We start from the raw sequence: 12767 nt of genomic DNA, 5'->3' as shown, positions 1-12767 counted from the left end.
CAATGGCTGCCCTCCCGTACATGCAGCTCTACGTCGCCGACTACCTGGCCGACACCATGCACCTCACCACTGAAGAGCATGGCGCGTACCTGTTGCTGATCTTCAACTACTGGCAGACCGGAAAGCCTATCCCGGTGACCCGGCTGGCCCGTATCACACGACTTTCCAACGAGCGTTGGACGGACGTTGAACGGTCGTTAGCGGAATTCTTCAACGAGCGTGGTAACGAGTGGGTGCACGACCGAATTGAGCGCGATTTGGAAGCGGTTCACGCAACGCAAGAACAGCGAATTGCAGCAGGAAAGGCGTCCGCCGAGGCTCGCAAGCAGGCCGCAAAGGCCCGTCCGGCAAAGGCTCGCAACGCACGTTCAACGACCGTTGAGCAACCGTTGAACGGGAAGGCAACGAATATAGAAGAGAAGAGAAAAGAAGAGATAAGAGATACACCACCACTTCCACGCGCGCAGGACGAATTCGATTCGCGCAACAAATTCGCCATGACTGACGATTGGCAGCCTGACGAAAAAACCTTCAGCGCCGTGCTGACCATGAACGCGATGGCAGGCCAAACCTTCCAGGCTGATCAGCTTCTCGAATTCAAATCCTTCTGGATTGCATCCCCCGACGAACACCGCACCCACGCCAAGTGGGAACACGCGCTTGCCCAACATTTGAAACGCGACCTGCGTCACCAGCAGGCTGCCGGGAGAACCAACGATGGACGACCAAACAACGCCGGTAGCCGATCTGCTCGGCAAGGTCCTCGCTCAGCAGTCGACCGGGTCAAGCAGCATATTGCCGACCGACAAGCCCGAGAGGCTGCCGCAGGGACTCATGGACAAGCTGTGGGTGAAGATGACCGAGATGTACGGCCACCGCTGGACGGCGAGTTTCGGCGAGAAAGCTGATCCGGATCATTCGTGGGCATCGGTTCTCAAGGGCTTGAACGGAACACAGATCGCCAACGGCCTGAACGCCCTGGTCGAAAAGCCAGACGAGTTCGATTGGCCGCCGCCGGCGAACGTCTTTCGCGCCATGTGCCTGCAAGTGCCAGGGATGCCGAGCATCAAGGACGCTTGGACCGAAGCGCTGATGGGCGTGTACAGCCACGAAGGCGTGCGCGTTGCTGCTGAAGCTACCAGCACCTTTGACCTCAGGACCGCAAAGCAAGGCGACAAGGCCCTGTTCCAGCGCTTTGAACGCAACTACGCGATTGTCATGCGCCGCGCACAGACCGGTCAGCCATTGAACGGGCGGATCGCAACCGGCATCGGTCACGACAGCATGCGCCCACGCGAGCAGGTCCAGCTCGAGCACTCGCGCCAGGAAGCCGACCGCATCGTCGACACCCTCGAAATCCCAAAAGACCCGAAGGCCTGCCGCGCACTGCTGCTCGCCAAGATGGGCATCCGGAGACAGCCCAATGTCTGATCACGACCCAGTCCAATTCGTTGTGCCAGGTGAAGCCGTGGGGAAGGGCAGGCCACGGGTCTCCACCATCGGTGGCCATGCTCGCATGTTCACGCCGAAGAAGACCGCCAACTACGAAACGCTGATTGCCATGGCAGCGCAGGCCGCCATGAACGGCCGCGACCTGATCCTCGGGCCAGTGCTGGTGGAAATGAAAATCATCGTGTCCGTGGCTGCGTCCTGGTCGAAGAAGAAAACCGCCGAGGCCCTGCAAGGCCTGGTCATGCCCACCAAGAAGCCCGACGCGGACAACGTCCTGAAAGCGATCTGCGACGGCATCAACGGCATCGTTTTCAAGGATGACGTCCAGGTCGTCAACGTCTCCATGTCCAAACGCTTCGGCGAAACCCCGGGCGTTCTCGTTCGAGTCATTCCACTGGAGGGGAAATCATCATGAATGCGGTCCTGATCACCTGCTACTTCGCCGTATGCGGCCTGACCTACATGGGCCTCCAGCTCTACTGGCTCGGCCTGCCGTCCGTTTGCCACTGAAACACCCTGGGGAGGGGAGAACATGAAAAAGCCAGTCATGCAATGGGCCTGCCGCAAGCTGGTAGACGGCTGGGTGATGATCGGCGTCGACGTCGACCTGTCACAGCCGGGGGAGCCTGAGGCACTGCTCGGGTACCGCCGGGCCGTGCATCCGTTCCACTTCGACGAGTCAGATAGCCCGGTTATGGATTTCGAATTCGTTATCGCTGAAATGACCTACCGGATGAACAAAGGGTTGGAAGGGGCCGAGGATGCGCAACGGTTCTCTGCCTCGCGTGCGCGCACGTTTGGGGCCTGATCATGCTGGCCGTCCTCCAGCAGCGGGTTGAACACCGGGTTGACTGGTTTCAGGTCATCACGGCCCTGTCACGCACCGGCTATTCCCCGCAGTCGGTTGCCGACGCCATCGGAGTTGCACGCACGACGTTGTTGGGTTGGAAACAGGGCGCTGAACCTCGCTACACGGAGGGAGAGCGCCTGGTGTCGTTCTGGTGCCAGATCACCGGGAACGACCGCACAAGACTGCCCATGGTCGCTGTTGGCGACTGGTGGGCTTATCACTCGAAAGCCTAAACACAGGATGAACTCGATGAACTACGAAAACGTTTTGCTGATCGGCGGACCGAAGGATGGCGTGCGCATGGCGGTACTGGAGGGCGTGTCGCATATCCGTGTCGCCGCCCTGCCGAAAAGTCGTGCGGCACTCGGCATCCCTGATGTGCCGGAGGTAGTCACTGTTGCAGAGGTCGTTTACAAGCGTGAGGCGGTGCGAACCATCAAGGGCTTCAATGGCGTGGTGTATGTGATTGACAACGGCGTTGACGCGCTGCCAGCTCTGATCGATGGCTACCGTGGCGGGCGTGAAGCGTTCGAACAGATGGCCGACCAGCGGGGTTACAACATCGAGCAGTACGAGGGCGCCTACGTCAGCAAGATCACCCAAGAGCTCTACGACTTCTGGTCGGCATCACCGAAATAGTCGGGAAACCGACACCACGCGCAACCGATCCTTGCCTCGTCGAATAACCCGACCCCGCCACCGTGCGGGGTTTTTCTTTCCGAGGTATCAAATGGCAGAGCCAAGCAGCGGGGCAGTGTTGGCCAGCGCAGGGATCATTGGCGTTACCGCTGCGAGCCTGTCGCCTGGTGTTGACGTGAACGCAGTGGTGGGGGCGTTCGCTGGCGCAATGTTCTTCGTGGTCTTCGCGAAGGACCTGACCCCACTGGCCCGCCTGGGCTACTTCATCGCGTCATGGGTGGCCGGTTACTACGTTGCCAACGAGGTGATCGGTCGGGAGTGGGCCAGGTCCTCTGGCCTTGTTGCGTTCTTCGGCGCGTTGCTCTGCGTCACAGTCGGCATGAGCCTGCTGGTGTGGTTCGGCGGCGGCAAGATGCCGGGCTGGCTGCAATGGTTCGCCGACAGATTTGGAGGTAGTCGCAATGGTTGATCCATGGACTCTCGTTGCAGGGGGCGTCTGTGGCGCCATCTGCATCCGTATCGCCTTCTACCGTCGTGCCGGTGCCCGCTACCGCGCCGGCGTCTCCTGGCTGGCTTATGCGCTGGCCGCTGCCACAGGCTGCGAATGGCTGTCGATCCTGATGGCCGTGGTCTTCGCCAAGCCTACCCCCGAAGTTTCCCCGTATCTGCTGATCGTGCTGATTGTCCTGGTGGTGCTGGTGTACCGGGCGCGCGGCAACGTGGCGCGCATCTTGAGGATGGACTGATGGCAACCCCTACGCGCGGCGTGCGCAACAACAACCCGGGCAACATCGACTACGTGCAGGCCAACAAGTGGCGTGGCCAGCTCCCGCCCAACCCGGTGCTTGAGAAGCGCTTTGCCCGCTTCGACACGCCAGAGAACGGCATCCGCGCCTTGGGCAAGCTGCTGCTCACGTACCAGGCCAAGCACGGGCTCAAGACCGTCGAGGCGATCATCAGCCGCTGGGCGCCGAGCAACGAGAACAACACCCGGGCGTACATCGAGTCCGTGGCCAAGGCCATTGGTGTCACGCCCTGGGCAAACGTTGACCTGCGCAGCTCTGCCATCCTCCTCCCGATGGTCGGAGCGATCATCCACCACGAAAACGCAGGCTTTGCCTATCCCGACGCTGTCCTGGTCGAGGGCGTGCGCAGGGCGCTGGAATGAGGATCCTTGCCGGCATCTGCGCCGCACTCGCCATCGGCCTGCTGCTGGCGCTGTGGCGCATCGACCACGTCAGCACCAGCCTGACCGCTGCCGAGGGCACCATCACCACGCTGAACAACGCTGCAGCATCCCGCCGCAACACCCAGCGCCTGCTGGCCGACCTCGATACCCAACACACTCAGGAGCTCTCCCATGCTCAGGCCGCTAACCAGCAGCTGCGTACTGCTGTCGCTACTGGCGCTCACCGGCTGTCAGTCCTCGCCACCTGTCCCGCAGTGCGAGCCACCACCAGCACCGCCCGCGTGGATGATGCAGAAGCGCGAGCCGACATTGACCCCGCGGCTGCTGAACGAATTGTCACCATCGCCAACGACGGTGACGACGCCATTCGTGCCTTGAGCGCGCTTCAGGACTACGTCACCACCGCCTGCCTCCCTCGCAAATAGTCGGGAACCCGACAGCCCACCACCTTGATGCTGGCCCTCGTTGATCAACAACCATCACTGAGGCCAGCACCATGCCAGCTCCTGAAGACCTTACCCCCAAGACGCCGGGCGAACCGCTCGGCACCATGACGCCGCTCGCATCAGCCGTAACTGGCGCTGCCGGTGGCACACCCGATGCCAACGAGTCGAAGACCGCCCAGGCTCAGGCCCCTGTCTACGTCGCCAAGCACATCGCCGGCGGCCGCTGGCATGTCATCGACGCCCAGGGCGAACGCGTTGGCGATTTCGTCGGCGACAAGGCAGCCGTACAGGTTGAGCTGGCCCGCCTCATCGATGGCGGCGAGCCGTTGAAGCTGGATCCTGAGCGCAAGGAAGACCACGCCGCCCAGGCTCAGGCCACCCCTGCGACCACCGATGTCGACGCCTCCACGCTCAAGCAACCCGTGCTGACCCCGGACGGCTGGCTGTGCCCTGAGCCCCCAGTGAAGGAGTAACACCATGGGAAGTAAGCCGAAGAAGCCCGCGGTGGTTGCGCAGCCGGACCCACAGGTCGAAGCCCAAAAGGCTGCCGACCTGGCCGCGCAGAAGGCCAACGAGGAAACCGCCACCCGCAAGAAGCGCAAGGCCGAGAGCAGCCTGCTGTCGTCCGCCGGCGCCGCCGGCAGTGTGCTTGAGCAAGGAAAAAGGACCCTCGGAGCATGAACGCAGCCCAGATCGCCAAAACGCTGAGCACGCTGAAGTCTCTCCGCTTGCCGCATGAGTCGGTCTGGCGCGATTGCTTCGACCACAGCTACCCGATTCGGGGCAGTGGCTTTTGCACGGAACAGATCACGGCCATGGAAGCGCAGATGCGCAAGGCCAGGCTCATCGACGGGACCACCACGGACGCGGCCCGCATTCTGTCGTCCGGCATCATGTCCGGCCTGACCCCGGCGAACTCGCTGTGGTTCGGCATGGACGTGGGGCAGGAGACCGACGAGGAACGCCGGTGGCTGGACGACTCAGCCGACATCCTCTGGCAGAACATCCACGCATCCAACTTTGACGCGGCCGCTTTCGAGGGGTTGATCGACGTTGTGTGCGCTGGCTGGTTTGCCCTGTACATCGATCAGGACATGGAGAAGGGCGGTTTCACCTTCGACCTGTGGCCTATCGCGAGCGTGTACGCCTCGGCGTCCAAGGCTGGCGGCAAGATCGACACCGTGTACCGCGAGTACAAACTCACAGCTGAGCAGGCGGTAAACGAGTTCGGCGAAGAGAACGTGAGTGAGGGCACCCGCAAACTCGCCAAGGACAAGCCGCAGGAGCTAGTCAAGTTCGTGCACGCGATTTATCCGCGCAGCACGTACATGGTTGGCGCCAGGCTGGCGAAGAACATGCCGGTCGCTTCGTGCAAGGTTGAGGTTGAGGCCAAGCACCTGGTGAGCGAGTCGGGTTATCACGAAATGCCGGTGGTTGTGCCGCGCTGGATGATGATTCCTGACAGCGTGTACGCGGTTGGGCCGGTCTTCGATGCACTGCCAGACGCCCGCACCCTGAACGAACTCTGCCGCATGGACCTGGCAGCCGGTGACCTGGCTATCGCCGGCATGTGGATTGCCGAAGACGACGGCGTGCTGAACCCGCGCACCGTCAAGGTTGGGCCTCGCAAGATCATCGTTGCCAACAGCGTCGACAGCATGAAGCCTCTGCAAAGCGGCTCAAACTTCCAGTACGCCGAGACCAAGATCGCGCGGTTGCAGGGCTCCATCCGCAAGATCCTGATGGCCGATCAGCTCCAGGCGCAGGACGGCCCGGCGATGACAGCCACCGAAGTGCACGTGCGCGTGAACCTGATCCGTCAGTTGCTGGGCCCGGTCTATGGCCGCCTGCAAACCGAGTACCTGCAACCCATGATCGAGCGGTGCTTTGGCATTGCCTACCGCGCTGGCGTGCTGGGTGCTGCGCCTGAGTCACTGGCCGGCCGCAACTTCACCGTGCGCTACCTGTCGCCGTTGGCACGCTCGCAGAAGCTGGAGGAAGTCACCGCGATCGATACGTTCGTTGCCGGCGCCGTCGCCATTGCTGCTGAGACACAAGACCCATCGATCCTCGACAACATCGACATGGACGAGGCCCAGCGCTTCAAGGGCGAGGCGCTCGGTGTTCCGTCGTCCGTCATGCGCAGCAAGGCCGACCGCGACAAGATCCGCGAGGACCGTGCCGCCGCCAATCAACAGGCCCAGGAGCAGCAGCAACAACAGGCCATCCAGCAGCAGGCCAGTGAGGCCGCACTCAAACAGCAAGGGGCAGCAGCGTAATGGCAGTCGAAGTCGATGCAGCGATGTACAAGCGCGTGTTTGAGGACCACCACGAAGGCCGGTTGATCCTCGACGCGCTGACCAATCAGTTCGCACGTCCCGCCGTGGTCAAGGGCGGGATTGATGCGGTCCTCGAAACCTACCAGCGCGACGGCCAGCGCCGCGTGCTGGAGTTCATCGTTTCCCAAATCAACAGAGCAAACGGAGTAGATACCAATGCGTTTGAAGAATAGTTTTGCCCGGTTTATGGGCCTGATGCTGATGGCTGAAGCTGCACCAGAAGGAACCCCTGGCGGCGGTGCACCAGCCCCTGCGCCAGCTCCCGCACCTGCGCCTGCACCGTCCGTGCTGGGCAGCGTCCCAACCACTGACTTCATCCCCGAGAAGTATCGGACCAACAAAGAGGACGGTACCCTTGACCTGGAAGCATCGTCGCGCAAGGTTGCCGAGGCCTACAAACATCTCGAAACCCGCATGGGCTCGGGTGATGTGCCGCCCAAGACCGCAGACGAATACGTGGTCAAGCTGGAAGGCGTCGAGGGCTTCAACTGGGACGAGTTCAAGGCCGACGAAAGCACCCAGTCGTTCCTCAAGGGCGCCCACGCCAAGGGCTTGAGCAATGACCAGGTACAGTACGTCATCGCCGAATACATGAAGGCCGCCCCGGGCTTGATGGGCGGTGCTGCCCAGCTCACCGCCCAGGACTGCACCGCCACGCTCAAGTCCGTGTGGACCGATGATGCAGCCATGAAGGCCAACGTCAGTGCGTCCTACCGTGCGGCCGAGGCCTTCGCCAGCGAGACAGGCAAGCCCGGCAACTTCGAGGCGCTCATGTCGAAGTACGGCAACGACCCGGACTTCATCGCCTTCACTGCCAACATCGGCAAAGAGCTCAAGGAAGACAGCGCCATCAACGGCGGCCAAGTCAACGAGGCTGATTTTGCGGTCAAGGTTGCCGAGCTGCGCGGCCAACTGGAGAAGCTGCCTGCGCACGATCCGAAGCGCCCGGGCGTTCAGGCCGAACTGAATGCGATGTACGACAAGAAATACAACAAGCCTCAATCCCGCCTTGGCTGATCCCCGCAGCAAATAGTCGGGAAACCGACACCCTCCATGCACAAACATCGCAGGCATCCCAGCAATGGGCCGGCCTGCGATGGCACGCAGATACCCGGAAAGCCCCGAGGCGCAGCAAAGCCGATGCACGCCAGGAACCCCGGCCCGAGCAATCGGACACCCGGCAGGCAACCCCCTTATCTGCATTGGAGTGCATCGTATGTCCCAGTTCATCACCGAGGCGTTTGTACAGCAGTTCGCTGACAACTTCCGTCACGTCGCACAACAAACCATGTCCCGACTTGAGCCGACAGTTGCTCAAGAGCCGAACATCGTCGGTATGTCCAAGTCGATCAACCGTCTGGGCCAGCGTACTGCTACCCGTCGCACCCAGCGCCACGGCGACACCCCGATCAACGATCAACCGCACTCGACCCGGTACGTGGACTTGTACGACTGGGAAGACGGCGACATGGTCGACGACCAGGACAAGATCCGCATGTTGGTTGACCCGACTTCGGACTACGTGAAGGCGATGGTTTCCTCGCTCAACCGTGCCAAAGACGACGTGATCATCGCATCGCTGGGCGGTAACTCCCGCTCCACCACCGGCAACATCATCCTGCCAACCGCGCAGAAGATTGCTGTGGGCGGTACCGGTTTGACCAAGGCCAAGATCATCCAGGCCAAAACCCTGTTCCGCACCAACGAGGCGGACGAGGAAGCGGGCGAAGAGCTGTACATGCTCTACAGCGCCAGTGCCGCAGCGGCCATTCTCGCGGACACCACCCTGACCAGTTCGGACTACCTGTCGGGCCAGTTCCTGCGTGACGGCAGCGTGCGCGGCAAGTGGATGGGCTTCAACTGGATCCCAACCGAGCGTTGCCCGAAATCCGGTGCCACTCGCTTCCTGTACGCCTACGCGAAATCCGGCGTAACGCTGGGCAAGGGCGCCGACATCATGACCAAGGTAGGCGAGGACGCGAGCAAGGGTTTCAACGTTCGCATCTACGCCAAGATGTCCATCGGCTCCGTCCGGGTCGAGGAAGAGAAGGTGGTCGAGATCGCCTGCAACGAGCCGTAAGGCAGGCGTTTAACCACTCAATCCATTGATTCAGGAGCTTCCAACATGGCAACAGTTCTCGCATCGCTCGCGGCAGCCCGTGTGGCTTACCCGCAAACCCTGGTCAAGCCGAACCTCCAAGGTGCGGACATCCAGACCTTCATCAGTACCTACACCGTGCCGGCCGGCGGTCAGCCAATCGCAGACGTCATTTCGTGGGGCTACCTGCCTCTCGGTGCACGCCTGATGCCTGGCACCAAGTTCTACTTTGCCGCCGGCACCGCGTCTTCAACCCTCAACCTGGGCGACGCGGTAGCTCCAGCACGCTACATGGCTGCGACCTCGGTCGCCGCTGCTGGCTCTGCTGTCGCTGACGCACAGTTCGCCAACGGCGCCCTGGCCGAAGTGACCGTGGTCAAGCCTGGCGATGCCACCGATACCAGCGAACTGCGCTCCGTGGTTGCTGGTGCGACCTTGCTGGCAGGGCAGGTAATCACCCTGGTAGCGCATTACGCCGGCCAGAACTGATTCATCAGGCTGCCAAGGAAGGCAAACATTTAACCGGGGCCGTGTGCCCCGGTCTTTTTATCTGGAGGTTTTGACCATGGCCACCGGTGTATCGATCTGTTCCAACGCGCTGCTCATGCTGGGCTCGCAGACCATCAACGACTTTGCGGACCAGTTGAACCTGGACCGGGCGAAGCTTTGCGCGAACCTCTACCCAACGGTGCGTGACGACATCTTGCGGGCTCACCCATGGAACTGTGCGATCAAGCGTGTCGTCCTGGCCCCGGATGCTGTGGCGCCGGCTTTTGGATACCACCATGCCTTTGAAATGCCAGCTGATCTGTTGCGGGTGCTGGAGGTAGGCACAGGTGGTTGCCAGATCGATTATCTCGTCGAGGGACGCAGCATCCAGGCCGATACCACTGTGCTTGAACTGCGCTACGTGTTCCGCAACGAGGTCGAGAGCACCTGGGATTCCAATCTGGTGGCTGTCGTCACCCAAGCCATGTGCGCGGTGCTGGCCTATCCGATCACACAGTCGACAGCGAAACAGGCAGGCGAAGAGCAGAAGCTTGAAATGATGCTGCGCCGTGCCCGCGCCGCAGATGGGCAGGAAGATCCCCCACAGACCCTGGGTGATGAGCGCCTGCTCGCTGCCCGATTCGGGAGCCAAGGCTGATGGCTCGCTTGACGCTGATTCAAACCAACTTCACAGCGGGAGAAATCTCTCCCCGTATGCTCGGCCGCGTCGATATCGCTCGGTACCAGAACGGCGCCGAGAAGGTCGAGAACGCCTGGCCAGTAATTCACGGCGGTGCAGTACGCCGCGACGGCACGCTGCAGGTTGCTCCGGCGAAGTTCGCCGATAAGAAAGCCCGCTTGATCCCTTACGTCTTCAACACCGAACAGGCATACATGTGCGAGTTCGGCGATCTCTATGTGCGCATCTACTACCCGAACGGCACCTACACTGGTGTCGAGCTGGTCAGTCCATACACCCATGATGTGCTGGAGCGGACCGACTACGTTCAGGGTGCAGACACCATGTTCATATTCAACGCCAGGGTGCCTACCTACAGGTTGCGCCGCCTGGCAGATACGGAATGGAGCCTTGCCCCGGCGCCTTTCGTAACCAAACCGTTCGACGAAAAGGGCATCGACTTCACATCGGCAATCACTTTCAGCACTCCCACTGTGGGTTCAGGTCGCACTGCAACCGCAGTAGCGTCTGCGTTTCTGGCTGCTGACGTGGGGCGTGAGATCTGGTCGGGCGGCGGTGTGGCCAAGATCACTGGCGTAACCAACGCCAACGTGGCCACCGTCGACATCCTCAACGCTTTTACCGCAGCAGTGCGTCCGTCGTGGTCGCTCAAGGGCTCGCCTCAGACCACCAACACCCTGAGCGCTGCAACGCCTGTGGGCGGCTCTGTGAGTATGACCCTGGGTGCCGCTGGCTGGCGCACCGACGATATCGGCAAGTTCGTCAAGATCAACGGCGGGCTGCTGGAGGTCATCGCCTACACCAGCACCACAGTGGTATCTGGCATCATCCGCACGGCTCCGACCTCGGCTGTCGCTTCGCCTGCGAATGCCTGGTCGCTCGAGGCTTCGGTCTGGAACGATATCGACGGCTATCCCGGTACCGGCACGCTTTTCGAGCAGCGGCTCGCAATGGCCGGCTCGACGAACTATCCGCAAACCATTTGGGAATCGCGCACCGGCGAGTACCTGAACTTCGAGCTAGGTACCAGGGACGACGATGCGCTGTCGTACAACCTGTCCTCCGACCAGATCAACCCCGTCCTGCACATGGGCCAGATCAATGCCTTGATACCGCTGACCTACGGCGGTGAGTTCACAGTGAGCGGAGGGGTAGAGAAAGCGATCACTCCGACCAACATCCGAGCGAAGAACCCGTCGGTGTACGGCTGCAACCGTGTGCGACCGGTGCGCATCGGCAACGAGCTGTATTTCGTCCAGCGCGCCAACCGCAAGCTGCGCGCCATGGCCTACAAGTACGACTCAGATACCTTCGGCTCGCCTGATATGTCGGTGCTGTCAGAGCACGCCACCAAGTCAGGCATCGTCGATATGGCCTATCAGCAGGAGCCTGAGTCGATCCTGTTCATGGTTCGCGCGGACGGTGTCATGGCAACAATGTCCGTTGACCGGGATCAGGACGTTATCGGCTGGGCGCGCCAGATCACAGACGGTGCATTCGAATCGGCTGCATCGATCCCAAGCGCTGACGGCGACCAGGTGTGGGTTGTTGTACGCAGGACCGTAAATGGCCAGAACGTTCGCTACATCGAGCGCTTCGCCCCAGGCGTTCGTGTCGATTGCGGGATCAATGCCACCAGCGGGCCAGGCTCGGACGTGTGGGGCGGACTGGACCACCTTGAAGGCAAGACCGTCGATATTGTGGCGGACGGTGTAGTGATGCAGCAGCAGGTCGTCACCGGCGGCCAGGTCACCTTGCCGCGCAAAGCCTTCTCCGTGCAGATCGGCCTGCATTTCAAGACCACCATCAAAACGCTCACACCGGAAGTGCAGGGCGGTACCGGCAGCGCCCAGGGCAACAGCATGCGTATTGGCGAAATAACTTTACGTTTTCTTGAAACCATCGGCTGCAAGATTAATGGCCAAACCATCGCCTTCAGGGACCTTGGGCCGCAGATCCTCGACAAGCCACCGATTCTTTTCACCGGCGTCCACCGTCTTGAAAACCTCGGGTGGGAGCGCGGTCAGGCCTCGCTGGTCATCGAGCAGGATCAGCCCTTGCCGTTCCACCTGCTCAACGTCATCAAGAAAATAACTATCAACGATTGAGGAACCGACATGATCAGGCCGGCCAAGCACTCCGACGTCCCGAGGCTTATTGAGCTCGGGGCGATTCTGCATGCCACCAGCAACTATTCGAAGATGGCCTACAGCCCTGAGAAGTCGGCCAGCTTTCTGCACGACCTCATCAACGGCCTGGGCGGTGTGGTGTTTGTGGCTGAGGTCGGGGGCGAGGTGGTCGGGGGCATGGCTGGCGGCATCACCGATCAGTGGTTCAGTGACGATCTGATCGCCTATGACTACTCCATTTTCATTGAGCCCAGCCGGCGCAGCGGTATCACCGCAACCCGCCTGATCAAGACCTTCGAGCAGTGGGCGATTCTCAGGGGCGCCAAGCAGCTGCACATGGGTATCGGCACAGGATTAAACGTCGAAGGCACCGTCCGACTGTACCAGTCGTGCGGGCTCAATCACTTCGGTCCTCTCATGATGAAGGAGCTTTGAT

20 protein-coding genes are annotated in these 12767 nt (G+C 61.3%); all 20 read left to right on the top strand.

Annotated elements, in window-relative coordinates:
- The first annotated feature begins 2 nt into the window (after positions 1-2).
- The 20 genes from ACRESJ_RS19565 (at position 3) to ACRESJ_RS19470 (ending at position 12766) form a co-directional block, all read left to right on the top strand.
- Positions 3-908 (top strand): DUF1376 domain-containing protein, encoded by a 906-nt coding sequence (locus tag ACRESJ_RS19565; RefSeq protein WP_431759360.1) that lies wholly within the window; start codon positions 3-5, stop codon positions 906-908.
- Positions 835-1431, top strand: a complete 597-nt coding sequence (locus ACRESJ_RS19560) for a hypothetical protein (protein ID WP_431759359.1) — start codon at positions 835-837, stop codon at positions 1429-1431. Before ACRESJ_RS19565 ends, ACRESJ_RS19560 begins: the two co-directional genes overlap by 74 nt.
- Complete coding sequence (locus ACRESJ_RS19555; protein ID WP_431759358.1) at positions 1424-1867, top strand: RusA family crossover junction endodeoxyribonuclease; 444 nt, start codon at positions 1424-1426, stop codon at positions 1865-1867. Before ACRESJ_RS19560 ends, ACRESJ_RS19555 begins: the two co-directional genes overlap by 8 nt.
- Positions 1868-1984: 117 nt before the next feature.
- On the top strand, positions 1985-2260 hold the full coding sequence (locus ACRESJ_RS19550; protein WP_431759357.1) for a hypothetical protein: 276 nt from the start codon (positions 1985-1987) through the stop codon (positions 2258-2260).
- Between the two features lie 2 nt (positions 2261-2262).
- Positions 2263-2535, top strand: a complete 273-nt coding sequence (locus ACRESJ_RS19545) for a hypothetical protein (protein ID WP_431759356.1) — start codon at positions 2263-2265, stop codon at positions 2533-2535.
- Positions 2536-2551: 16 nt separating this feature from the next.
- Positions 2552-2941: a hypothetical protein gene (locus tag ACRESJ_RS19540; RefSeq protein WP_431759355.1), complete on the top strand. Its 390-nt coding sequence runs from the start codon at positions 2552-2554 to the stop codon at positions 2939-2941.
- 91 nt (positions 2942-3032) lie between these two features.
- Entirely contained in the window at positions 3033-3410 is a 378-nt protein-coding gene (locus tag ACRESJ_RS19535; protein ID WP_431759354.1) for a putative holin, read from the top strand.
- The gene (locus ACRESJ_RS19530) at positions 3403-3687 is read left to right on the top strand and encodes a phage holin family protein (protein ID WP_431759353.1); all 285 of its coding nucleotides are present in this window, start codon (positions 3403-3405) and stop codon (positions 3685-3687) included. The genes ACRESJ_RS19535 and ACRESJ_RS19530 overlap by 8 nt, the downstream gene beginning before the upstream one ends.
- Positions 3687-4109, top strand: coding sequence for a structural protein (locus ACRESJ_RS19525; RefSeq protein ID WP_431759352.1), 423 nt, complete (start codon positions 3687-3689; stop codon positions 4107-4109). Before ACRESJ_RS19530 ends, ACRESJ_RS19525 begins: the two co-directional genes overlap by 1 nt.
- Positions 4106-4555 (top strand): lysis system i-spanin subunit Rz, encoded by a 450-nt coding sequence (locus ACRESJ_RS19520; RefSeq protein ID WP_431759351.1) that lies wholly within the window; start codon positions 4106-4108, stop codon positions 4553-4555. The genes ACRESJ_RS19525 and ACRESJ_RS19520 overlap by 4 nt, the downstream gene beginning before the upstream one ends.
- 71 nt (positions 4556-4626) lie before the next feature.
- Positions 4627-5049, top strand: coding sequence for a hypothetical protein (locus ACRESJ_RS19515; protein WP_431759350.1), 423 nt, complete (start codon positions 4627-4629; stop codon positions 5047-5049).
- 4 nt (positions 5050-5053) lie between these two features.
- Complete coding sequence (locus tag ACRESJ_RS19510) at positions 5054-5257, top strand: hypothetical protein (protein WP_431759349.1); 204 nt, start codon at positions 5054-5056, stop codon at positions 5255-5257.
- Positions 5254-6855 (top strand): portal protein, encoded by a 1602-nt coding sequence (locus ACRESJ_RS19505; RefSeq protein ID WP_431759348.1) that lies wholly within the window; start codon positions 5254-5256, stop codon positions 6853-6855. Before ACRESJ_RS19510 ends, ACRESJ_RS19505 begins: the two co-directional genes overlap by 4 nt.
- A complete protein-coding gene (locus ACRESJ_RS19500; RefSeq protein ID WP_431759347.1) occupies positions 6855-7088 on the top strand; it encodes a hypothetical protein in 234 nt (77 codons plus the stop codon). The genes ACRESJ_RS19505 and ACRESJ_RS19500 overlap by 1 nt, the downstream gene beginning before the upstream one ends.
- Positions 7072-7932: a hypothetical protein gene (locus ACRESJ_RS19495; protein ID WP_431759346.1), complete on the top strand. Its 861-nt coding sequence runs from the start codon at positions 7072-7074 to the stop codon at positions 7930-7932. Before ACRESJ_RS19500 ends, ACRESJ_RS19495 begins: the two co-directional genes overlap by 17 nt.
- A 199-nt stretch (positions 7933-8131) precedes the next feature.
- Positions 8132-8995 carry a phage capsid protein gene (locus ACRESJ_RS19490; RefSeq protein ID WP_431759345.1) on the top strand — a complete coding sequence of 288 codons (864 nt, stop codon included), beginning with the start codon at positions 8132-8134 and terminating at the stop codon, positions 8993-8995.
- Positions 8996-9040: 45 nt separating this feature from the next.
- Entirely contained in the window at positions 9041-9502 is a 462-nt protein-coding gene (locus ACRESJ_RS19485; RefSeq protein WP_431759344.1) for a hypothetical protein, read from the top strand.
- 76 nt (positions 9503-9578) lie between these two features.
- Positions 9579-10160: a hypothetical protein gene (locus tag ACRESJ_RS19480; RefSeq protein ID WP_431759343.1), complete on the top strand. Its 582-nt coding sequence runs from the start codon at positions 9579-9581 to the stop codon at positions 10158-10160.
- On the top strand, positions 10160-12310 hold the full coding sequence (locus ACRESJ_RS19475; RefSeq protein WP_431759342.1) for a hypothetical protein: 2151 nt from the start codon (positions 10160-10162) through the stop codon (positions 12308-12310). Before ACRESJ_RS19480 ends, ACRESJ_RS19475 begins: the two co-directional genes overlap by 1 nt.
- A gap of 9 nt (positions 12311-12319) precedes the next feature.
- Complete coding sequence (locus tag ACRESJ_RS19470) at positions 12320-12766, top strand: N-acetyltransferase family protein (protein ID WP_431759341.1); 447 nt, start codon at positions 12320-12322, stop codon at positions 12764-12766.
- The last annotated feature ends 1 nt before the right edge of the window (position 12767 follow it).

This window comes from Pseudomonas sp., from assembly GCF_050739655.1.
GTDB lineage: Bacteria > Pseudomonadota > Gammaproteobacteria > Pseudomonadales > Pseudomonadaceae > Aquipseudomonas.
Note: the sequence above shows the minus strand (reverse complement) of the source record. Positions and strands in the feature narration are given on the sequence as shown.

Bases quoted from the DNA above. Each gene is read 5' to 3' on its own strand.
- ACRESJ_RS19565 (WP_431759360.1), top strand. From the start codon at position 3: ATGGCTGCCCTCCCGTACATGCAGCTCTACGTCGCCGACTACCTGGCC.
- ACRESJ_RS19560 (WP_431759359.1), top strand. From the start codon at position 835: ATGGACAAGCTGTGGGTGAAGATGACCGAGATGTACGGCCACCGCTGG.
- ACRESJ_RS19555 (WP_431759358.1), top strand. From the start codon at position 1,424: ATGTCTGATCACGACCCAGTCCAATTCGTTGTGCCAGGTGAAGCCGTG.
- ACRESJ_RS19550 (WP_431759357.1), top strand. From the start codon at position 1,985: ATGAAAAAGCCAGTCATGCAATGGGCCTGCCGCAAGCTGGTAGACGGC.
- ACRESJ_RS19545 (WP_431759356.1), top strand. From the start codon at position 2,263: ATGCTGGCCGTCCTCCAGCAGCGGGTTGAACACCGGGTTGACTGGTTT.
- ACRESJ_RS19540 (WP_431759355.1), top strand. From the start codon at position 2,552: ATGAACTACGAAAACGTTTTGCTGATCGGCGGACCGAAGGATGGCGTG.
- ACRESJ_RS19535 (WP_431759354.1), top strand. From the start codon at position 3,033: ATGGCAGAGCCAAGCAGCGGGGCAGTGTTGGCCAGCGCAGGGATCATT.
- ACRESJ_RS19530 (WP_431759353.1), top strand. From the start codon at position 3,403: ATGGTTGATCCATGGACTCTCGTTGCAGGGGGCGTCTGTGGCGCCATC.
- ACRESJ_RS19525 (WP_431759352.1), top strand. From the start codon at position 3,687: ATGGCAACCCCTACGCGCGGCGTGCGCAACAACAACCCGGGCAACATC.
- ACRESJ_RS19520 (WP_431759351.1), top strand. From the start codon at position 4,106: ATGAGGATCCTTGCCGGCATCTGCGCCGCACTCGCCATCGGCCTGCTG.
- ACRESJ_RS19515 (WP_431759350.1), top strand. From the start codon at position 4,627: ATGCCAGCTCCTGAAGACCTTACCCCCAAGACGCCGGGCGAACCGCTC.
- ACRESJ_RS19510 (WP_431759349.1), top strand. From the start codon at position 5,054: ATGGGAAGTAAGCCGAAGAAGCCCGCGGTGGTTGCGCAGCCGGACCCA.
- ACRESJ_RS19505 (WP_431759348.1), top strand. From the start codon at position 5,254: ATGAACGCAGCCCAGATCGCCAAAACGCTGAGCACGCTGAAGTCTCTC.
- ACRESJ_RS19500 (WP_431759347.1), top strand. From the start codon at position 6,855: ATGGCAGTCGAAGTCGATGCAGCGATGTACAAGCGCGTGTTTGAGGAC.
- ACRESJ_RS19495 (WP_431759346.1), top strand. From the start codon at position 7,072: ATGCGTTTGAAGAATAGTTTTGCCCGGTTTATGGGCCTGATGCTGATG.
- ACRESJ_RS19490 (WP_431759345.1), top strand. From the start codon at position 8,132: ATGTCCCAGTTCATCACCGAGGCGTTTGTACAGCAGTTCGCTGACAAC.
- ACRESJ_RS19485 (WP_431759344.1), top strand. From the start codon at position 9,041: ATGGCAACAGTTCTCGCATCGCTCGCGGCAGCCCGTGTGGCTTACCCG.
- ACRESJ_RS19480 (WP_431759343.1), top strand. From the start codon at position 9,579: ATGGCCACCGGTGTATCGATCTGTTCCAACGCGCTGCTCATGCTGGGC.
- ACRESJ_RS19475 (WP_431759342.1), top strand. From the start codon at position 10,160: ATGGCTCGCTTGACGCTGATTCAAACCAACTTCACAGCGGGAGAAATC.
- ACRESJ_RS19470 (WP_431759341.1), top strand. From the start codon at position 12,320: ATGATCAGGCCGGCCAAGCACTCCGACGTCCCGAGGCTTATTGAGCTC.